The following is a 19,387-nucleotide window of genomic DNA, read 5'->3' on the forward strand; positions in this document are numbered from 1 at the left end:
AAACGGAACCTAGCTGCGCGGCTTTTCGCGCATTTCGAAGGTCTCGATGATGTCGCCTTCAGTGATGTCATTGAAGGAGCCAAGACCGATACCACACTCGAAGTCGGTACGGACTTCGGTGGCGTCATCCTTGAAGCGCTTGAGCGTCTCAACGGTGAGGTTGTCACCGATGACCTTGCCGTCGCGGCTGACACGTGCCTTGGTGTTACGGCGGATGATGCCCGTGCGGACGATCGAGCCGGCGATGTTTCCGAACTTGGAAGAACGGAAGACTTCGCGAACCTCGGCGGTACCGAGCTGGACTTCTTCGTATTCCGGCTTGAGCATGCCCTTGAGAGCCATCTCGATGTCATCGATTGCTGCGTAGATGACCGAGTAGAAGCGCATATCCACGCCTTCGCGGTCAGCCAGTTCAGCAACGCGCTCGGCCGGCTTGACGTTGAAGCCAATGATGATGGCGTTGTCCACCGTGGCGAGGTTGACGTCGTTCTGCGTGATGGCACCAACACCGCGGTGGATGACACGGAGCTGAACGTCGTCGTCTCCGACGTCGATCTTGAGCAAGGCGTCTTCGAGGGCTTCCACGGCACCGGACACGTCACCCTTGAGGATGAGGTTGAGGGTGTCGATCTTGCCTTCGGCAACGGCCTGGTCGAAGTCTTCCAGGCTGATGCGCTTGCGACGCTTGGCCAGTGCGGCGTTGCGGTCGGCAGCTTCACGCTTCTCAGCGATCTGGCGGGCCGTACGCTCGTCAGGGGTCACCAGGAAGGTGTCACCTGCACGCGGCACGTTGGAAAGGCCAAGGACCTGGACCGGACGGGACGGCAGTGCGACATCGAGTGCCTCACCGTTCTCGTCGAACATGGCGCGGACGCGGCCGTGAGCCGTACCGGCCACAATCGTGTCGCCCACTGCCAGCGTTCCGGACTGAACCAGGACGGTTGCAACAGCACCGCGGCCCTTGTCCAGGTTCGCTTCGATGGCAATGCCTCGAGCGTCCTTGTCCGGGTTGGCGCGCAGATCCAGTGCGGCATCCGCGGTCAGCAGGACGGCGTCGATCAGTTCGTCGATGTTGAGGTTCTGGCGTGCAGAGACCTCAACGAACATGGTGTCGCCACCATATTCTTCCGGAACCAGACCGTACTCGGTCAGCTGGCCCTTGACCTTGTCAGGGTTGGCGCCTTCCTTGTCGATCTTGTTCACTGCGACGACGATCGGCACGTTGGCTGCCTGAGCGTGGTTGAGCGCTTCCACCGTCTGCGGCATGACGCCGTCGTCGGCTGCGACAACCAGGATCGCGATATCGGTGACCTTGGCACCACGTGCACGCATGGCCGTGAAGGCCTCGTGACCGGGGGTGTCAATGAAGGTGATATCGCGGGCCGTGCCCTCGTGGACGTGGCTGATCTGGTAAGCACCAATGTGCTGGGTGATGCCACCGTGCTCGCCGGCCACAACGTTCGAGTTGCGGATGGCATCCAAAAGACGGGTCTTACCGTGGTCAACGTGACCCATAACGGTGACAACCGGTGCGCGGGCCTCGAGAACGTCGTCGCCTTCGGCGTCGAGTTCATCCTGGATGTTGATGTCGAACTGGTCCAGCAGCTCGCGCTCTTCATCCTCGGGGGAAACAACCTGGAGCTTGTAACCGAGTTCGGCGCCAAGCAGGCCAAAGGTGTCTTCGTCCAGGGACTGCGTAGCCGTTGCCATTTCACCGAGGTGGAACAGCACGGTCACCAGCGATGCGGGGTTCGCATCAATCTTCTCGGCAAAGTCCGTGATGGACGAGCCACGACGCAGGCGGATGATGGTCTCGCCGTCACCGCGGGGTACTGATACGCCGCCCAGCGACGGAGCACTCATCTGCTCCAGTTCCTGGCGCTTTGCACGCTTCGACTTGCGCTGCTTGCCACGACCGGCGCCGCCCTTGCCGAAGGCACCCTGGGTGCCACCGCGACCGCGGCCACCCTTGCCGAAGCCACCGCCGGCGGGAGCTCCGCCACCGGTACCTGCACCAGGTGCACCACCGGGACGACCGGGTCCGCCACCGGGACGGCCTGCGCCACCCGGACGGCCTGCGCCACCGGGAGCCGGACGCTCAGTGCGGTTGGGCATCATGCCTGGAGTAGGACGGTTTCCAGCACCGGGACCGCCGGCGGGACGCGGTGCGCCCGGACGAGGTGCACCGGGACGCGGTGCGCCCGGACGGGGACCACCGGTACCTGCTGCGGGACGGGGTCCGCCTGCTCCGGCCGCGGGACGCGGACCACCGGGGCGTTCGCCGTCATTGCGGCGTTCGCCTCGGGGCATGCCCTGGGACGGTGCAAACGGGTTGTTACCCGGACGGGGCGGACGATCTCCATCGCCACCACGGCCGCGGGGCATGCCCTGGGACGTAGCAAACGGGTTGTTACCCGGACGGGGACCGCCGGGACGCGGAGCCTGACCACCTTGACGCGCCGGAGCCGGAGTCTCTGCCTTGGGAGCAGGACGGGCACCGGGCTTGGCCGAGACCGGGGTGGACGCAGCAGGAGCTGCGGGGGCTGCCGGGGCAGCCGGTGAAGCGGCGGCGGGGGCCGCCGGAGCAGCGGCGGCCGGAGCTGCCGGAGCGGGAGCTGCAGGCGCCGGGGCCGGGGCCTTCGGCGCTGCAGGACCCGGCGCCGGAGCTGCCGGACGGGATGCTGCGGGTGCTTTAGGGGCTGCAGCGGGAGCGGCGGCCTTGGCAGCGCCGGCACCCGGGTAGGCGTCGCGAAGCTTCTTCACGACGGGGGCCTCAATGGTTGAAGAGGCTGAGCGAACGAATTCGCCCAATTCCTGCAGTTTGGTTACTGCATCTTTGGAAGTAATACCGAGCTCTTTGGCGAGCTCATGTACGCGGACCTTGGCCACATTTCTCCTGTCTCGGTCCGCACCGAGCCAGGCACGAACCGTCTACTTCTTACTGCGGGCCTTCGCCGCTTGCGCGATTGAAAGGCCCATTGCAGAGCGCAACAAAGTTGTCATCGTTACGCACTCATCGCTGGGAACTCATCGGGTTTCCATCAGTTTTCTGACCCGCTTTCAGGTTTGGACGGTTTTCCTGCGGCGGCCTGGGCCTCCACAAGTGGCGTACCGGGCATCAGGAATCGTTCTACGGCGCCTGCATCGGATGCACCCGCAAGGGCCCTTCCAAAAGCTCGCCGCTTGATCGCCAATGCCAAGCACTTTTCGCTGGGGTGCAGCCACGCGCCCCTGCCGGCCATCCGACGTCGAACATCGACCAGGACAGCGGACGAACCGCCGCCTTGGGCGACCAGCCGGATAAGCTCGGACCGGGAGCCTTGCTTCCGGCATCCGATGCACGTGCGAACAGGCCCATGGCCATGTTCAAGCAGTTCAGCCACGACGTGTCCAACCTGCCTTACGCTACTGGCACCCGACGGGCCCCTGTCCTGCGGATGCAGCTGAGGCACGCCAAAGCGCGCGGATACCGGACGTAAGCCCGGTTCCATCTAGTCTAGCCCCCCGGCCCCGGTCTCCCGAAACCAAGTACGCCGCCAGCGCGGCGCGGAACCGGCGGCGCGAGCCGCCGGTTGAACCGCTAGTCCGTCTTGGCCGGAGCAGCGTCCGAGACGATATCGATACGCCAGCCGGTCAGCTTGGCAGCGAGCCGTGCGTTCTGGCCTTCCTTGCCGATCGCGAGCGAAAGCTGGTAATCAGGCACAACCACGCGGGCCGAACGGGTGGATTCGTCGGTGATAGTGACGGAATTCACTCGCGAGGGCGACAACGAATTGGCGATAAAGGTCGCGGGGTCATCGCTGAAGTCGACGATGTCGATCTTTTCGTCGTTGAGTTCAGTCATGACTGCCCGGACACGGGAACCCATTTCACCGATGCAGGCACCCTTGGCATTGACGCCGGGAGTATTTGCCTTGACGGCGATCTTGGTACGGTGACCGGCTTCGCGTGCCAGCGCAACGATCTCCACGGAGTGGTCCGCGATTTCCGGGACTTCCATTTCGAACAGCTTCCGGACCAAGCCGGGGTGCGAGCGGGACAACGTGATGGACGGTCCCTTCGCGCCGCGGTGTACATCCACCACGAAGGCGCGCAAACGGCTTCCATGGAGGTACTTTTCGCCCGGAACCTGCTCGGGCGGCGGCAGCAATGCCTCCACGGATCCAAGGTTGACCTGGATCATGTGGGGGTTGTTGCCCTGCTGGATCATGCCGGCCACGAGCTCGCCTTCACGGCCCTTGAACTCGCCCAGCACGTTGTCATCTTCCACGTCGCGAAGGCGCTGCAGAATGATCTGGCGGGCCGTGCTGGCAGCGATGCGGCCGAAACCGGCCGGGGTGTCCTCGAACTCCCCGATGGGCTCGCCGTCGTCGTCAATTTCAGTGGCCCAGATGGTCACGTGACCGCTCTTGCGGTCCAGTTCAGCACGGGCCTTCTCAAAGGCACCGGGCGTCTTGTGGTACGCCACCAGCAGCGCTTGCTCGATGGTGGGAATCAGGAGATCCAGCGGGATTTCACGCTCACGCTCCAGGAGTCTCAGTGCGCTCATGTCAATATCCATTAGGCCTCCTCGGAAGGTCCGTTGTGCTCGTCTTCCAGCGCAGCCTCGTGGAGGTGGCTGAATTCAATCTCGACTTTTCCTTGGCGGATCCTGTCGAAAGGAATAGTGATGGGTTCGCCCTGCTTGGGCTTCATGCCCTTTTTGACCTCGTGTTCCGGGATGAGCGTCACGGCGTCGTCCCCCACAGAGGCGATGCGCCCCAAGAGGTTGTCCCCTTGGATGACGTTGACCCTGACCATGCGTCCGCGGGCCCGGTGCCAGTGACGCGGTTCAGTAAGGGGTCGGCCGACTCCAGGGGAAGAAACCTCGAGATCGTACGGACGGCCGTCGTCATGGGGATCGTTGTCCAAAATGTCGGACAGTCCGCGCGAGACCTCCGCGATGGCGTCAAGGCTGACGCCCCCGGTCTCTTCCTGCGGAAGGTCCACGACGACGTGGACCGTGCGGTGTGAACCGGCAACGTGGATGGAAACATCCTCGAGGTACAGCCTGCTGGCAAGGACAGCCGGTTCGAGCAGCGCCTTGAGCCTGCTCTCTTCCGGGTTGTGGATGGTGGCCGTTGAGTTCGATTCAGAACGGTCTGTTGAAGTCGTGGCTTCCGAGTCACTCACGTTGCCCGCCGCCTCCCGATAGATGTTGTTGTGACTACTAGCCTAACGATTTTCCGGGGAACATGGTGCACGGAGTTCCCCGTCCACGTGACACCATGGTCTGTTGTGAACGGGCAGACAAGCGAAAAACGACGAAGACAACCCTGGGGCCGGGTTCTACTGGTTGCCGTGGTGGCGCTGCTTGTCGCCGGCACCGGAATGGTGCTTATTCCCCGTGATTCCGCCTCTCCCCCGGACGTCCCCTACTCCGAGACCGCCCGCCTTGCAGCCATGGAGGACGCTCTGTTGCTACGGGAAGCAGCCGCCTGGTTAGCGGACACAGCGGCTCCTGACGCCGGAAAGCCGGCGCTCGGCAACGCTGTGACTTTGCTGACAACCCACGCGCAGGCCCTGCTTATCCCTGATGGCGCAGCATCCAATGCCACCGCGTCCGGCGGGCCGGCAGCGGCAGTTCAGGCCAATGCAACTACATCAATCAGCGCAACCACGCCAACCAGCCGCGCCTCGTTCTTGACCGGGCTGGCCGGCAGCGGCCGCGAACGCCTGGACGACGCCCGCAAGGCCGACGGCGGGATCGCCCGCCTGCTTGCCGCCGTCGGATCAGCCCAGCTGCTGCAGGCTGAAAGGCTGGCCACGGAATGGCAATTGCCTCTGCCACCGCAGGCAACTGCGTCGAACACCAAAGCTCCTGAGGCGACACCGTTGGCGGCCTCTTGCCCATCAGCCAGCCCCACCCCGCAGCCGACGTCAGCGACAACCGACACCGCCCTGGCGGCAATGGTTCGCTCGCAGCACGAAGCAATCTACGTTTACCAGGTGGCGCTCAAACGCCTGGACAACTCCACTTCGGCGGCCGCTGCCAAGTATTTACAAGAGCACGAGGCACTCCTCGAGCAGGCAGAATCACTCACCAGCGCCAACTGCGCAGATGTGCCTCCCAGCGAGGCCGGCTACGGGTTGCCTGAAGAGTTCTCCCAAGGCCCGGCTACTTTCCTGGGTTCCGTGGAACTTGCCTCCCTGCCCCGATTCGGTGACCTTGTCGCCTTGTCTACCGAGGAGACCCGGGCCTGGGCCGTTGAAGGCCTCCTGGCCGCTGCCCGCAGAAGCACGGCCTGGGGTGCGCCGCTGCCTGCACTGCCGGGATTGATGCTCGACGCCGACGAGCTGCCATCGCTGCCGATGCCCACTTCCAACGGCGGATAACAGCTGATAACGGCTGATAACGGCGGTTTACCGGGGGATAGGCCAGCCTAGCCATGCTGGTCAGCGCGGACCGGCAGTGCTTGGCTTGATGCATGGCTTCGACGGAAACTGCCACCACGCATGAGAACGAACCCCACAGGGATGATCTGGCCCACCGGTTGAACTGGTTGCGGGCCGGAGTCCTGGGCGCCAATGATGGCATCGTGTCCGTCGCCGCGATCGTGGTGGGCGTAGCAGGCGCCACCACCAGCACGGGCAGTATCCTTGCTGCCGGCACCGCGGGACTGGTAGGTGGCGCCATCTCCATGGCTTTGGGTGAATACGTCTCCGTCAGTAGCCAAAGCGACACCCAGAAAGCGCTGATAGAGAAGGAAAAGCGTGAACTGGCGGAGCAGCCGGAGGACGAACTCAACGAGTTGGCCGCGATCTACGAGTCCAAAGGACTCAGCGCCAAGACAGCCCGGGCAGTCGCCGAGGAACTGACCGAACATGACGCGTTGGCCGCCCACCTCTCGGCCGAGCTCAACATCCAGGAAGATGACATCGTCAGCCCTTGGAACGCCGCCCTGGCTTCCGCTGTGGCATTCACCTTGGGAGCAGCACTTCCCATGTTGGCCATTCTGCTGCCTCCCCCGGAGTTGCGAGTGCCTTTGACGTTCGTTGCTGTCCTGCTGGCCTTGGCAATCACCGGTGCGGTTGGTGCATGGATCGGCGGTGCTTCCCGCTTCCCCGCCGCTGTCCGGGTGGTGTTCGGCGGCGCTTTGGCGCTGGCCGCAACATTCTCGATAGGAACCCTCTTGGGGGCGAGCGGCGTTTTCTAAGGGGCTCGCGTTGACACGGAGTTAGGCTGTTGGCGTGACCCTTCACGCGATGATTCCCATTCCGGGCGACCTCCACGCCCGGTACAACCGCGACTCCGCGGGCAGGGATTGGCTGGCCAGCCTCCCAGGGCTTATCTCCGTGGCTCTGGACCGCTGGCAGCTCTCGGTGGACCTTGCGCCAGGCGCTGAGCCTTGGAACGGTCATGGAGCCTTGGTGGTTCCTGTTCTTCGGAATGGCACACCCGCAGCCCTGAAGATCGCCTTCCCCCATGAAGAAGCACTGGTGGAGCGCCACGCCCTGGCACTGTGGGACGGCCGCGGTGCGGTCCGTCTCCTGGCCTCCGACGACGCACGTTGCTCCATGCTCCTGGAACGTCTGGATGCCTCGCGTTGGCTACAGGACACCCCCTTGGACGAAGCCAGGGACGTGTGGGGCGCCCTCATGCGCGAGCTCTCGATCCAGCCCGATGACCGACTTGAGTGGCGGGCTTTGGACCACGTTGCTGCAACCGCCGAGCGGTGGAGCGATGAACTCCCTGCCGAGTGGGAGCGCCTGGAACGCCCCTTCCCCAGGTGGCTGCTTGAGGCCGCATTGGAGGTGTGCCAGACCCGCGGAGCCGTGGGACGCCGGTCAGGTACGGATGTCTTGGTGCATACGGACCTTCACTTCATGAATATCCTTGCCACCCTACCGGACACTTCGCTCCGAGGAGATTATCTGGCCATAGATCCTCAGCCACAGATCGGCGAGGCCGAGTTCGCTGTGGCCCCCATTCTGTGGAACCGCATGCACGACCTCCCGCGGACGGATCCCGAGGCCGGGATGCTGGAGCGATGCCATGACTTCAGCCAAGCCGCTGGATTGGATCCGGAGGTTGCCCGGCAGTGGAGCATCGCCCGCGAAGTGCAGAACGCTTTGTGGTACGCCGCGAAACCCGGACACGGCGGCGACCTTGCCCGTTCCCTGTGGGTCGCCAGCACCCTGGCCGGCAGCACGCTGGACGGATTGCCCCGCGCGCATGATCTTCCCGATCCCGGCGGAGCGGCCTGACAGCATGGTCCTCACAGTCGCGCTGATTGGCTCGGGTGCCATCGGATCACGAGTGGCGGAACTGCTCGACGCCGGGACCGCCCCCGGCGTCAAACTCACCGGAGTGGTGCCCCATGGTGATGCAGGGACAGGCTTCAGTTTCGAAGAAGCCATGGACCTGGCTGATGTGGTGGTGGAGTGCGCCGGAGTTGGAGCCGTTGCCGAATTCGGTCCCCGGATTGTTTCGGCCGGAAAGGACCTGCTGGTCACCTCGGTCGGAGCCTTGTGTGAGGCCTCCTTGAGGAAAACACTGCTCGACGGCGGCCCTGGCCGAACATTTCTGACAACCGGTGCGCTGGGCGGACTGGATGCGATCACCGCAGCCTCTGCAGGGGGAACCATCCACCGCATCACCGTGGAATCGCGGAAATTGCCTGCAGCCTTGGTACAGCCATGGATGGATGGCGAAGCCAAGGACGGGATTCTTGCCGCCACCCGGCCGGTGGAGCTCCTGCGGGGTGGTCCCGCCGAATTGATCAGGGCTTTCCCCAAATCCACCAACGTGGTGTCCGCGCTGGCCTTGGCCGCGGGCAACTGGGAGGTGGTGGAGGCCGTACTGATTGCCGACCCGGCAGCCAAGCAAACGTCCCATCACGTGGTGGCCGAGACGAGCCTGGGGACCTTCGACATCCACGTGACGAATCACGCCTCCCCCGACAACCCGGCGTCGAGCGCTTTGGTGCCACACGCCGTCGTCCGCGGTTTGAGGACGTTGGCCAACGCCAACGGCAGCTTCATCTGACTACGTTACGTTCCAGGCTGCGAAGTTCTCATTCCAGACGTCCATGCCAAGTTTGATGATCAGTGCCGCTACCACGATCAGGAAAACGAGACGCACGAATTTGCTTCCCTTGGCCACCGCGGTTCTCGCTCCGAGGTAGCCGCCCGCCATGTTTGCCAGGCCAAGGACCAGCCCAACACCCCAGAGCAATGAGCCGTGTGGAAGGAAGAAGATCAAGGCTCCGGCATTGGTGGCCATGTTGACGATTTTCGCCTTGGCGCTGGCCTCGAGGAAGGCATAGCCCATCGCCGAAACGAGGGCAATCACCAGGAAAGAGCCAGTACCGGGACCGATCAGGCCGTCGTAGAAACCGATGACTGCGCCGATGACGCACGCCACCACATAGTGCTTATGGCCGTCGTGGCGCAGCGCCGTCAGCTCGCCGGCGCTGGGACGCAAAGCGGTGAATACTGCCACGGCGATCAAAGCCACCACAATGATGGGCTTGAAAACGGTGGCCGGAAGGGATGCGGCGAGTATGGCCCCTCCGAAGCTCCCGGCCAAGGCGATGATCGCCATGGGAATCGCGGTCCTGAGATCCGGTCCCACGCGACGGTAGAACGTGACCGCGCTGGTGGTAGTGCCGAAGATGGACCCCATCTTGTTCGTGGCCAAAGCCTGGACCGGCGTAATGCCGGGAACCAGCAACAGGGCGGGGAGCTGGATCAGTCCCCCGCCCCCGACGACGGCGTCAACCCAGCCGGCTGCGAATCCAGCCACCACAATCAGGATGAGCGTGGTGAGCTGGATGGATTCGAAGCCTGAAATCACCGGTTTCGTACAGCGTTGACCACGTAGTCCACGGCTTTGTCCACCGAAATGTTCTCGGCTTCGCCACTGCGGCGGTCCTTGATTTCAACCACGCCGTCAACGAGGCCGCGGCCGACGGCCAAGATGGTGGGTACGCCTACCAGTTCGGCGTCACCGAACTTCACGCCGGGAGATACCTTGGGACGGTCATCGAAAATGACGTCAAGCCCGGCAGCTTCAAGCTCTGCGGAGAGCTTTTCAGCGGCTTCGAAGATCTCATCGCCACGGCCGACGGCCACGACGTGGACATGTGCCGGGGCCACGGAACGCGGCCATACGAGGCCGCGGTCGTCATGGTTCGCTTCGGCCAAAGCTGCGACGGCACGCGTCACACCCACGCCGTAGGAGCCCATGGTGACCACCTGCTGCTTGCCGTTCTGGTCCAGGACCTTCAGGTCCAGGGCTGCCGCATACTTGCGGCCCAGTTGGAAGATGTGGCCCATTTCGATGCCACGCGCGGTTTCCAAGGGTCCTGAGCCGTCGGGGGCGGGGTCGCCTGCACGAACTTCGGTGCTCTCGATGACACCGTCCCAGGCAAAGTCGCGGCCGGCCACAAGTCCGAAGACGTGCTTGCCTTCAGCGTTGGCTCCGGTAACCCAACTGGTGCCGGAGACGACGCGGGGATCCACCAGGAAGAGCACCTTGGAGGATCCTTCAAGGCCAAGGACAGGCTCATCGAGGGACAGGCCGGGCCCGATGTAGCCCTTGACCAGCCATGGCAGCTTCTTGAGGTCTTCCTCGTTGGCAGCTTCGAGTCCGATTTCACCGCCGATAGGCAGGTGGGCGCCGATGTTGGCTTCCACGCGCTTGAGGTCCACTCCGCGGTCGCCGGGGACGCCGATCACCACGATCTGGCGCTCACCCGTGGGTAGCGTGACAGCCAGGACAACGTTCTTAAGCGTGTCAGCGGCAGTCCAGGGACCGCCGTCGGCCTTGCTGCGTGAAGCCAGCTGGTTGGCGGCGTCCACCAAAGTATCAATGGTGGGGGTGTTCGGGGTGTCCAGGACCTCGGCGGCCGGAGCGTTGCTGAAGTCGATCTCGTCCGGAACCACGGTGGTGACGGCTTCGACGTTGGCGTAGTAGCCGCCGGCAGAGCGCACGAACGTGTCCTCGCCGATCTCGGTGGGGAACAGGAATTCCTCGCTCCTGGACCCGCCCATGGCACCGGCAGTGGCAGCAACAGGAACGACTTCCAGGCCGAGGCGCGCGAAGATCTTAAGGTAGGCACCGCGGTGGGCGGCGTAGCTTGCGTCCAAGCCGGCGTCGTCAATGTCGAACGAGTAGGAGTCCTTCATGATGAACTCGCGGCCACGGAGGAGTCCTGCCCGCGGACGTGCTTCGTCGCGGTATTTGTTCTGGATCTGGTAGAGGCTCAGAGGAAGGTCCTTGTACGAGGAGTACAGGTCCTTGACCAGGAGCGTGAACATTTCCTCGTGCGTAGGGGCGAGGAGGTAGTCCGCACCCTTGCGGTCCTGGAGGCGGAACAGGCCCTCACCGTATTCGGTCCAACGGTTGGTGGCCTCATAAGGCTCGCGGGGAAGCAGCGCCGGGAAGTGGACTTCCTGGGCCCCGATGGCGGACATTTCCTGGCGGATGATGTCCTCTACCTTCCGGAGGACGCTCAGCCCCAGCGGTAGCCACGTGTAGATGCCGGGCGCAGCGCGGCGAATGTAACCGGCGCGGACCAGGAGCTTGTGGCTTGCGACCTCGGCGTCGACGGGATCTTCACGCAGGGTGCGCAGGAACAGCTGGGAAAGGCGAAGGACCACGGGTACGTATCCGTTTCTATGGCAGATGTGGCAAAAACAACTGCCTACTAATCTACCGGCTGACAGCAGGGCCGCTTGAACGGGGCGCCCGGCTTCCGGGTAGCTGAAACACAGAAGAGCCACGCCATCGCGGTTGGAAGCCCCTGGCCGCAACCGGCTGGTCATCCTGCGATGGCGTGGCTCAGCGGCCGGCCGGCCGCAGACTCTGTCCGGAGACTAGATCGCCGTTCCCTCCAGCGGAACGTGATCACCTGCGACTGGGAGGCATTGGTCACTGCCGAACATACGGATGGTATGGCCGCCAAAGGCGCCCTTGAAGGTCTTGGTCATGATTCCCCCTGTACCACCCGCACCCCAACGACACGGCTTGGGAAGAACCTATGTGATAGCTGACACATTTTCAAGGATTGCCTGCGCTGCCGGGGTTCCGACCCTTGACCAGCATGTTGGACCGATCTACTTTTAATTCATCACTTGGTGAATTAATGGAGCCATCGGAGGCCCGTATGACACCCCTTCCAGCGGCGATCGAGGCAACGGGACTGCATGTCTCGCGTTCACGTACCAGGATCCTCCGAGGCCTGGACTTCAGAATTGATGCCGGACGAATCACCGGACTTTTGGGCCCCTCCGGCAGCGGCAAGACAACGCTCATGCGCGCTATCGTCGGCGTCCAGCGGATTACTCAGGGAACCGTCACCGTCCTCGGCCGGCCAGCAGGGAGCGCACCGCTCAGGCACGACGTCGGATACGTCACCCAGGGCGCCAGCGTCTACGGCGACCTCAGCGTCGAAGCGAACGTTCGGTACTTCGGCGCCATGCACGGCGCGACGGCGGCAGACGCCGCGGAGGCGATTGCCGCCGTCGGACTTCAAGAGTTTGCCCGACAAAAGGCGGCGGACCTGTCCGGCGGACAATTCAGCCGTGTTTCCCTCGCATGCGCGCTGGTGGCCCATCCACAACTACTCATTCTTGACGAGCCCACTGTGGGGCTGGATCCAGTACTCCGCGCCGAACTGTGGGAACGTTTCGCGGCCATGGCTGACGCCGGAACAACCCTGCTGATATCCAGCCACGTCATGGAGGAAGCATCACACTGTTCGTCACTGCTGCTGCTGCGGGACGGACTCCTGCTGGCACAACTGTCTCCTGCCGAACTAGCCGAACGCGGCCGGAGCCACGATCTGGAGCGTGCCTTCCTGACCATCATCAAAGCTGCTGAAGCCGGCACCATTGGCGCTGATCGGGGCCAGGAAGAAAGCCAGGTGACACCATGAATCTCCGCATGACACTTGCCACGACCGCCCGGGTCCTGGGGCAACTGCGGCATGACCACCGGAGCGTCGCACTGATCCTGGTGGTCCCCGCGCTGCTGTTGACGGCGGTCTATTTCCTCTTCGAGAACGAAACCCTCCCACCAGGACTCCCGCGTACTTTCGATCGCGTGGGCCTGATGATGTTGGCCATCTTCCCCTTCGTAGTGATGTTCCTGGTCACCTCCATCACCATGCTGCGGGAACGCACCTCCGGGACCCTCGAGCGCCTCCTCACCACACCCATCCACAAGGCAGATCTGCTGTTCGGTTATGCCTTGGCCTTCTCAATCATGGCCACCCTGCAGTCCTTGATAGCGACGGCTGTGGCTTACTGGATTTTCGACCTCGACATCAAAGGAAGTCCCGGCTTCGTGGTGATGATCGCTGTTATCAATGCCGTCCTCGGCGTCGCCCTGGGGTTGTTGTGTTCCGCGTTTGCCCGCACCGAGTTCCAAGCCGTGCAGTTCATGCCCGTGGTGGTGGTACCGCAGATCCTGTTGTGCGGTTTGTTCGTCGCTCGGGCCGATATGAACGAGGTCCTGGAAGCGATATCAAGCGTTTTGCCGCTCACGTTCTCAGTGGATGCGCTGAAGGAGATCGCGGAAAACGCCGACGCCACCGCTGCGATGTGGCAGGACGCCCTGATCATGGGCGGAATTGTTGTTGGGGTCCTGGTCCTGGCGTCGCTGACTCTTCGGCGGCAAACCCGATGAGCCTCCCGCAAGCGCGTCGGGGCCGCCGAAGCGCAGGGGATCATTCACGCGAAGCCATCCTCGCAGCGGCACGGAAACTGTTCGCTGAGCAGGGATTTGAAGGAACAAGCCTGCGCCAGGTCGCCAGGGAGTCTTCCGTGGATGCGGCCATGGTGCACCACTTTTTCGGGAGCAAGGACGAGCTCTTTGCTGCCAGCGTGGAGTTGCCCGCCGACCCGGCCGAGGTTCTTGCCGGCGTCGAGACCCTGGACCCGGCCGTGCGGGCGGAGGCGATTGTCCGGGCTGTACTGCGGCTGTGGGAAAGCCCGGCACAGCACGGGCTGGTGGCCTTCTTCCGCGGAACCATCGGCTCCGACGCCAAGACGGCACTCATGCGCGAAATGGTAAACCGCACCATCCTGTCCAGGATCATGGCAGGGCTGCCCGGAACTGCCGAAGAAGTACGTGTGCGCGGCAACCTTGTGGCAACGCAAGTAGTGGGACTGATGCTGGTCCGCTACGTGATCCGGCTCGAGCCCCTGGCATCGGCAGATCAGGAAGACGTGGTCCGCTACGTGGCACCAAACATTCAGCGCTACCTCACGGGGAACCTTGACTTCCCCGAGTAGCTTGCCTTTGTGGCTCTTCCCAGCGCTGAAAAGAGCTACAACTGCCAGTCAGTTGGGGTACTTGATGAGTGGACGTCATGCGGCAAAACTGCGCAGCGCCTAAAACAGGACCGTTGCGAACGTGCCCACTTGTTCGAAGCCGACCCGTTCATAGGTGGCACGGGCTTTGGCGTTGTAGTCGTTCACATAAAGGCTGGTCACGGGGGCGAAGGTTCGCGAGAGATTTACGACGGCGGCCATGTAACCACTGCTTTGGCCACGCCCCCGTAGCTCCGGGTTCATCCAGACGCCTTGGACTTGGGTGACGTCCTGCGTGACTGCCCCGAGTTCGGCTTTGAAGACCACAGTGCCGTCTGCATCTATGTGGACCAGCGAGTGGCCCTCACGGATAAGGCCGGCGACACGCCTGCTGTAGAACTCCTGCCCTCCGAGGAAGGGTGAGTAGCCGACTTCTTCTTCGAACATTGCCGCGCAGGCGGGCAGGATGCGATCGAAGTCCGCCATGGTGCCAAATGTCAGGGCGGGATTGGCGCCGATGACCGGTGGATCTGAAATGGTGAGAAGCGGTTGCCGGGAGCGGACTTCATGGGCGCTATGACCCAATTGTTCAAACCGCGCGTAGAGGGCCATGACTGTTTCCGCCGGCCCAAAGATGGACGCGTAGCGACGACCCGTTTCGTGGGCTGCAGTGGCCACATAACCGGCGAGGCCGGGATCGAGTTGCACGGGGACCAGATTGGCTCCAGCCCAGCACCCACCAAGGAGGGTGGCGCCGTCGAAAACTCCAAAAATGCAGGCACCGCCGCTGGTGGGCGCCGCTGTCCCTGTACTTTCCAAGTGGGCCAGGATGAAGACGTTTGCCACCACGTCTTCCCTGGCCAAGGCGCGGAGAGCCAGGGTGTCGGCACTGCCGAGCACCCTGACTCCCAAGCCGTTCTCGTTACGAGACGCTAACCACGGGGCTACCCTTGACAGCATCTTCGCCATCGGCCTCCCCCATCTCTTCGGCGATGCGCATGGCCTCTTCGATCAGTGTCTCAACAATTTCGCTCTCAGGAACAGTCTTGATGACTTCACCCTTCACGAAAATCTGGCCCTTGCCGTTACCGGAGGCGACGCCGAGGTCCGCTTCGCGGGCCTCACCGGGTCCGTTGACGACGCAACCCATGACGGCTACGCGCAAAGGAATCTCCATGCCTTCCAAACCTGCGGTTACCTGCTCGGCCAGCGTGTACACATCCACCTGTGCACGGCCGCAGGATGGGCAGGAGACGATCTCGAGCTTGCGCGGGCGCAGGTTCAAGGACTGCAGGATCTGGTTGCCCACCTTGATCTCCTCCACCGGCGGGGCCGAGAGGGAAACACGGATGGTGTCACCGATGCCCCGGGACAGGAGTGCACCGAAAGCCGTTGCCGACTTGATGGTGCCCTGGAATGCCGGCCCGGCCTCTGTCACACCGAGGTGCAAGGGCCAGTCGCCCTTCTCGGCAAGCATCTCGTACGCGGCCACCATGATCACAGGATCGTTGTGCTTGACGGAGATCTTGAAGTCGTGGAATCCGTGCTCTTCGAACAGCGAGGCTTCCCAGACGGCTGACTCAACGAGCGCCTCCGGAGTGGCCTTGCCGTACTTCTTCATGATGCCGGGTTCAAGTGAGCCTGCGTTGACGCCGATCCGGATGGACGTGCCATGGTCTCGGGCCGCAGCAGCGATTTCCTTGACCTGGTCGTCGAACTTACGGATATTGCCCGGGTTGACGCGAACCGCGGCGCATCCGGCTTCGATGGCGGCGAACACGTACTTCGGCTGGAAGTGGATGTCCGCGATCACGGGAATCTGGGACTTGCGGGCAATGATAGGCAATGCCTCGGCATCGTCGGCAGACGGGCAGGCAACGCGAACGATGTCACAGCCGGAGGCCGTCAGTTCGGCAATCTGCTGGAGGGTGGCGTTGATGTCCGTGGTGGGGGTGGTGGTCATGGACTGCACGCTGATGGGCGAGTCGGAACCGACGCCAACGGACCCTACCTTGATCTGCCGCGTCTTACGGCGCGGGGCAAGGACGGGGGGTGGGGCTGCTGGCATTCCCAGGCTGACCGAGGTCACGTGGACTCCTTGGGTTGGGGTGGATCGTTGTGGTGGAGGACGTCCGGACTAGGACGCGTGGGCTGCCAGGACGCCGGTATTGGGGGCCCATTCCGTGGTGCGGATCCCGGCGATTACTCCGGCTTCAGCGAACGGATCCTGCTTGAGGAGTTCATTGAGTTCGGCCTCGTCAGCGGACTTGAAGATCAGCAGAGCGCCGGCGCCGTCACCGTAAGGCCCACTGGCAAGCAGTTTGCCTTCCTCGGCCAGATCGCCGAGCCAGGCACGGTGTGCGGGGCGGGCTTCATCGCGGAGGGTGCCGGAATCGGCGACGTATACATACTCAACAGCGAAAACAGTCATGGGGCTAGCCTATCCCGCCTGCTCTGCTGAAAATGTTCACGGCTCAGCTGAAAATGTTCACAGCTCAGCCGAAAATGTTCACGGGCTTCACGATGTCCGCGTAGATCAGGAGTGCGCCCATAGCCATCAGCAGCGCTGCGACCACATAAGTAGCCGGCAACAGCTTGGCGATGTCGAACGCGCCCGGGTCCGGTTTGCCCAGCAACTTAGCCACCCGGCGTCGTGCCCCTTCGTAGAGCGCGCCGGCTACATGGCCGCCGTCGAGGGGCAGGAGAGGTATGAGGTTGAAGATGGCGAGGGCAAAGTTGAGGCCTGCAAGCAACCCGATCAGGGTGCCGATGCGGGCTTGCATGGGTACTTGTTCCATGGCCGCGACTTCGCCGGCTACCCTGCCCACTCCCACCACGCTGATAGGCCCGTTCGGATCGCGGGGCTCTTCACTGAAAGCTGCTTTCGCAACCCCCACCACCCTGGCGGGCAGGTTGAAGATCACACCGGAAATCTGCTTGATGTTCTCTCCGGCCATGGGCAAGACGGCCGACGCCGGTTGGGGCACCAGCTCGCTTTGGGCGCCGATCCCAAGGAACCCGACTTCCTGGTATTTCAGCACCCCGTTGGCGTCCTGCTCAGGCCTGCCGTCGGCGCCGACCACCGGCCGCGAAGAGAGTACGGGCGTCACGGTGGTTTCCACGGTGGATCCACTGCGCTCCACAGTTATGGGAACCTCTTTTCCGGCGGACGCACGGATCCAGCTGGTGAGTTCGTCCCAGCTGGTAACGGCTTTTCCATCAAAGGACGTAATGGTGTCGTTCGGCTGGAGGCCGGCTGCCGCGGCCGGAGTCAGTTTGCAATCGGCGGAGTCCGGGTCCACGGTTTCCCCTGCGGCTACCTGGCATTTGGAAACGTCCGCAATGGTGGTGGTGGCCGTGGCCATGCCGAAACCCATGAGCAGGACAGCCAGCAATATCAACCCGATCAGCATGTTCATGGCCGGTCCGCCAAGCATCACGATGATCTTCTTCCAGACGGGGAGCTTGTAGAAGACGCGGTTTTCGTCTCCGGGTCCCACTTCCTCGTGTGCCATGGAGCGTGCCTCAGTGGCGAGAGTCTGGAACATGCCTGTGCTGGAGGGTCGGACGGCGCCGTCCTCCTTGTTCGGCGGGTACATGCCGATCATGGACACGTAGCCGCCCAGCGGAAGCGCCTTGAAGCCGTACTCGGTTTCGCCCTTCTTCCTGGACCATAGGGTGGGTCCAAAGCCGATCATGTACTTGGTGACGCGCACTTTGAACAGTTTGGCAGGAACCAGATGGCCCACCTCGTGGAGCGCAATGGAAACAGCAACGCCGATAGCGACGAAGATGACTCCGAGAATGAAGAGAAGGACGGGACTCATGCCGGTGGGACTGCTTCCGTAAGGGTTGTGAGCTACAGGGCGCTGCTGGCTAAACGATCAAGGGTGCGGGCACGTGCCCACTTCTCAGCATTCAACACGGACTCCACCGTTAGCTCGGAGGAGCCTGAATGTTCGCTGAGGACGGACTCAACGGTATCCACAATGTCCGTAAAGCGGATGCGTCCGGCGTGGAAGGCCTCCACGGCTTCCTCGTTGGCGGCGTTGAACACTGCAGGGAAAGTACTCCCCTGCTTGGCTGCGTCCTTGGCCAGGTCCACGGCCGGGAATGCCACGGTGTCCAAGGGTTCAAAGGTCCAGCTGGTTGCCTGGGTCCAGTCGCAGGCCCGGGCAGCGCGGGGGACGCGGTCCGGCCAGCCCAACCCGAGCGCGATGGGCAGCCGCATGTCCGGGGGCGAGGCCTGGGCAATGATGGATCCGTCCACGAACTGGACCATGGAGTGGACCACAGACTGCGGGTGGACCACGACGTCGATCCTGTCCAGGGGAACGTCGAACAGCAGGTGAGCCTCAATCACTTCAAGGCCCTTATTGACCAGGCTGGCTGAGTTTGTGGTGACCATGAGGCCCATATCCCACGTGGGGTGGGCGAGCGCCTCCTGGGGAGTGACATTGTGAAGTTGTTCTCGAGTGCGGCCCCTGAAGGGTCCGCCGGACGCCGTCAGAATCAGCTTTTCGACTTCCTGGTCCGTGCCCGAACGGAGGCACTGGGCGATGGCGGAGTGCTCGGAGTCGACGGGGACAATCTGGCCGGGGCCGGAGGCGGCTTTGACCAGGGCGCCGCCGACAATCAGCGATTCCTTGTTCGCAAGTGCCAGCGTGGCTCCCGTACCGAGCGCGGCCAAGGTTGGGGCCAATCCGATGGAACCGGTGATGCCGTTCAGGACGACGTCGCAGTCAATGGCCGCGATGACTGTTGAGGCGTCGGGACCGACAAAGATCTCCGGAGTGAAGTTCAGCACGCCCGCAGCGGCTGCCGCGGCGTTGATCAATTGCCTCAGGGCTGCCGGATCACCCTGGGCAATGCCTACGGCTTGCGCCCCCGTGTGGACTGCCTGCCGTGCGAGGAGGTCAAGGTTCCCGCCGCCTGCGCTGAGAGCCACCACCTCGAAACGGTGCGGGGCAGCGTCTACGACGTCAATCGCTTGTGTGCCGATGGAACCGGTGGACCCGAGGATGACGATCTTGCGCGGCTGCATTGCTTAAGTATCCCAGTCGCCGCCGGGGGCCGCGAACGAACT

19 protein-coding genes are annotated in these 19,387 nt (G+C 63.2%); 8 read left to right on the top strand and 11 right to left on the bottom strand.

Annotation, left to right across the window (positions count from 1 at the left end; translation table 11 throughout):
- Nucleotides 1-9: 9 nt before the first annotated feature.
- Both infB and ACLRGI_RS20950 read right to left on the bottom strand, forming a co-directional pair.
- The gene (infB, locus tag ACLRGI_RS20945; protein ID WP_419203383.1) at nucleotides 10-2,889 is read right to left on the bottom strand and encodes a translation initiation factor IF-2; all 2,880 of its coding nucleotides are present in this window, start codon (nucleotides 2,887-2,889) and stop codon (nucleotides 10-12) included.
- A 152-nt stretch (nucleotides 2,890-3,041) separates the two neighbouring features.
- The gene (locus tag ACLRGI_RS20950; RefSeq protein WP_419203416.1) at nucleotides 3,042-3,302 is read right to left on the bottom strand and encodes a YlxR family protein; all 261 of its coding nucleotides are present in this window, start codon (nucleotides 3,300-3,302) and stop codon (nucleotides 3,042-3,044) included.
- Between ACLRGI_RS20950 and ACLRGI_RS20955 the strand changes: the two genes are divergently transcribed.
- Nucleotides 3,216-3,479: a hypothetical protein gene (locus tag ACLRGI_RS20955; RefSeq protein WP_419203420.1), complete on the top strand. Its 264-nt coding sequence runs from the start codon at nucleotides 3,216-3,218 to the stop codon at nucleotides 3,477-3,479. The genes ACLRGI_RS20950 and ACLRGI_RS20955 overlap by 87 nt on opposite strands.
- 101 nt (nucleotides 3,480-3,580) lie before the next feature.
- Here the strand turns inward: ACLRGI_RS20955 and nusA are convergent, their stop codons facing one another.
- Both nusA and rimP read right to left on the bottom strand, forming a co-directional pair.
- A complete protein-coding gene (nusA, locus tag ACLRGI_RS20960; protein ID WP_419203384.1) occupies nucleotides 3,581-4,561 on the bottom strand; it encodes a transcription termination factor NusA in 981 nt (326 codons plus the stop codon).
- Nucleotides 4,561-5,172 carry a ribosome maturation factor RimP gene (gene rimP / locus ACLRGI_RS20965; RefSeq protein ID WP_419203385.1) on the bottom strand — a complete coding sequence of 204 codons (612 nt, stop codon included), beginning with the start codon at nucleotides 5,170-5,172 and terminating at the stop codon, nucleotides 4,561-4,563. Before rimP ends, nusA begins: the two co-directional genes overlap by 1 nt.
- A gap of 168 nt (nucleotides 5,173-5,340) precedes the next feature.
- Here rimP and ACLRGI_RS20970 point away from each other — a divergent pair, with 168 nt between their 5' ends.
- The 4 genes from ACLRGI_RS20970 to ACLRGI_RS20985 all read left to right on the top strand — a co-directional run bounded on the left by ACLRGI_RS20970 (nucleotide 5,341) and on the right by ACLRGI_RS20985 (nucleotide 9,028).
- Complete coding sequence (locus tag ACLRGI_RS20970) at nucleotides 5,341-6,375, top strand: DUF4439 domain-containing protein (RefSeq protein ID WP_419203386.1); 1,035 nt, start codon at nucleotides 5,341-5,343, stop codon at nucleotides 6,373-6,375.
- 92 nt (nucleotides 6,376-6,467) lie between these two features.
- Nucleotides 6,468-7,196 (top strand): VIT1/CCC1 transporter family protein, encoded by a 729-nt coding sequence (locus ACLRGI_RS20975; RefSeq protein ID WP_419203387.1) that lies wholly within the window; start codon nucleotides 6,468-6,470, stop codon nucleotides 7,194-7,196.
- 49 nt (nucleotides 7,197-7,245) lie between these two features.
- Nucleotides 7,246-8,247, top strand: a complete 1,002-nt coding sequence (locus ACLRGI_RS20980) for an aminoglycoside phosphotransferase family protein (RefSeq protein ID WP_419203417.1) — start codon at nucleotides 7,246-7,248, stop codon at nucleotides 8,245-8,247.
- Nucleotides 8,248-8,251: 4 nt separating this feature from the next.
- Nucleotides 8,252-9,028: an aspartate dehydrogenase domain-containing protein gene (locus ACLRGI_RS20985; protein WP_419203388.1), complete on the top strand. Its 777-nt coding sequence runs from the start codon at nucleotides 8,252-8,254 to the stop codon at nucleotides 9,026-9,028.
- On the opposite strand, the gene ACLRGI_RS20990 is transcribed toward ACLRGI_RS20985, so the two are convergent.
- Both ACLRGI_RS20990 and ACLRGI_RS20995 read right to left on the bottom strand, forming a co-directional pair.
- Nucleotides 9,029-9,838 carry a TSUP family transporter gene (locus ACLRGI_RS20990; RefSeq protein ID WP_419203389.1) on the bottom strand — a complete coding sequence of 270 codons (810 nt, stop codon included), beginning with the start codon at nucleotides 9,836-9,838 and terminating at the stop codon, nucleotides 9,029-9,031.
- A complete protein-coding gene (locus tag ACLRGI_RS20995; RefSeq protein ID WP_419203390.1) occupies nucleotides 9,835-11,646 on the bottom strand; it encodes a proline--tRNA ligase in 1,812 nt (603 codons plus the stop codon). Before ACLRGI_RS20995 ends, ACLRGI_RS20990 begins: the two co-directional genes overlap by 4 nt.
- Before the next feature lie 506 nt (nucleotides 11,647-12,152).
- Here ACLRGI_RS20995 and ACLRGI_RS21000 point away from each other — a divergent pair.
- Genes ACLRGI_RS21000 through ACLRGI_RS21010 form a run of 3 tightly spaced genes read left to right on the top strand, consistent with a single transcriptional unit; the run spans nucleotide 12,153 to nucleotide 14,283 of the window.
- On the top strand, nucleotides 12,153-12,923 hold the full coding sequence (locus ACLRGI_RS21000) for an ABC transporter ATP-binding protein (RefSeq protein WP_419203391.1): 771 nt from the start codon (nucleotides 12,153-12,155) through the stop codon (nucleotides 12,921-12,923).
- 8 nt (nucleotides 12,924-12,931) lie between these two features.
- Complete coding sequence (locus ACLRGI_RS21005; protein WP_419203392.1) at nucleotides 12,932-13,675, top strand: ABC transporter permease; 744 nt, start codon at nucleotides 12,932-12,934, stop codon at nucleotides 13,673-13,675.
- A complete protein-coding gene (locus tag ACLRGI_RS21010) occupies nucleotides 13,672-14,283 on the top strand; it encodes a TetR/AcrR family transcriptional regulator (RefSeq protein WP_419203393.1) in 612 nt (203 codons plus the stop codon). Before ACLRGI_RS21005 ends, ACLRGI_RS21010 begins: the two co-directional genes overlap by 4 nt.
- A 99-nt stretch (nucleotides 14,284-14,382) precedes the next feature.
- Here ACLRGI_RS21010 and ACLRGI_RS21015 read toward each other — a convergent pair whose 3' ends face one another.
- The 5 genes from ACLRGI_RS21015 to dxr form a co-directional block, all read right to left on the bottom strand.
- Nucleotides 14,383-15,261: a GNAT family N-acetyltransferase gene (locus tag ACLRGI_RS21015; RefSeq protein WP_419203418.1), complete on the bottom strand. Its 879-nt coding sequence runs from the start codon at nucleotides 15,259-15,261 to the stop codon at nucleotides 14,383-14,385.
- Nucleotides 15,224-16,390 carry a flavodoxin-dependent (E)-4-hydroxy-3-methylbut-2-enyl-diphosphate synthase gene (gene ispG, locus ACLRGI_RS21020; RefSeq protein WP_011774258.1) on the bottom strand — a complete coding sequence of 389 codons (1,167 nt, stop codon included), beginning with the start codon at nucleotides 16,388-16,390 and terminating at the stop codon, nucleotides 15,224-15,226. Before ispG ends, ACLRGI_RS21015 begins: the two co-directional genes overlap by 38 nt.
- Before the next feature lie 48 nt (nucleotides 16,391-16,438).
- On the bottom strand, nucleotides 16,439-16,732 hold the full coding sequence (locus tag ACLRGI_RS21025) for a YciI family protein (RefSeq protein WP_419203394.1): 294 nt from the start codon (nucleotides 16,730-16,732) through the stop codon (nucleotides 16,439-16,441).
- Nucleotides 16,733-16,796: 64 nt separating this feature from the next.
- Nucleotides 16,797-18,128: a M50 family metallopeptidase gene (locus ACLRGI_RS21030; RefSeq protein ID WP_419203395.1), complete on the bottom strand. Its 1,332-nt coding sequence runs from the start codon at nucleotides 18,126-18,128 to the stop codon at nucleotides 16,797-16,799.
- A gap of 32 nt (nucleotides 18,129-18,160) precedes the next feature.
- Nucleotides 18,161-19,345, bottom strand: a complete 1,185-nt coding sequence (dxr, locus tag ACLRGI_RS21035; RefSeq protein WP_419203396.1) for a 1-deoxy-D-xylulose-5-phosphate reductoisomerase — start codon at nucleotides 19,343-19,345, stop codon at nucleotides 18,161-18,163.
- Nucleotides 19,346-19,387: the final 42 nt, after the last annotated feature.

This window comes from Paenarthrobacter sp. PPS72, from assembly GCF_048537125.1.
In the GTDB taxonomy this organism is placed as follows: domain Bacteria; phylum Actinomycetota; class Actinomycetes; order Actinomycetales; family Micrococcaceae; genus Arthrobacter; species Arthrobacter nitroguajacolicus_E.

Bases quoted from the DNA above. Each gene is read 5' to 3' on its own strand.
- ACLRGI_RS21000 (WP_419203391.1), top strand. From the start codon at position 12,153: ATGACACCCCTTCCAGCGGCGATCGAGGCAACGGGACTGCATGTCTCG.
- ACLRGI_RS21030 (WP_419203395.1), bottom strand. From the start codon at position 18,128: ATGAGTCCCGTCCTTCTCTTCATTCTCGGAGTCATCTTCGTCGCTATC.
- nusA (WP_419203384.1), bottom strand. From the start codon at position 4,561: ATGGATATTGACATGAGCGCACTGAGACTCCTGGAGCGTGAGCGTGAA.
- ACLRGI_RS21025 (WP_419203394.1), bottom strand. From the start codon at position 16,732: ATGACTGTTTTCGCTGTTGAGTATGTATACGTCGCCGATTCCGGCACC.
- ACLRGI_RS20985 (WP_419203388.1), top strand. From the start codon at position 8,252: ATGGTCCTCACAGTCGCGCTGATTGGCTCGGGTGCCATCGGATCACGA.
- ACLRGI_RS21005 (WP_419203392.1), top strand. From the start codon at position 12,932: ATGACACTTGCCACGACCGCCCGGGTCCTGGGGCAACTGCGGCATGAC.
- dxr (WP_419203396.1), bottom strand. From the start codon at position 19,345: ATGCAGCCGCGCAAGATCGTCATCCTCGGGTCCACCGGTTCCATCGGC.
- ACLRGI_RS21010 (WP_419203393.1), top strand. From the start codon at position 13,672: ATGAGCCTCCCGCAAGCGCGTCGGGGCCGCCGAAGCGCAGGGGATCAT.
- ACLRGI_RS20980 (WP_419203417.1), top strand. From the start codon at position 7,246: ATGATTCCCATTCCGGGCGACCTCCACGCCCGGTACAACCGCGACTCC.
- ACLRGI_RS20975 (WP_419203387.1), top strand. From the start codon at position 6,468: ATGGCTTCGACGGAAACTGCCACCACGCATGAGAACGAACCCCACAGG.
- ACLRGI_RS21015 (WP_419203418.1), bottom strand. From the start codon at position 15,261: ATGCTGTCAAGGGTAGCCCCGTGGTTAGCGTCTCGTAACGAGAACGGC.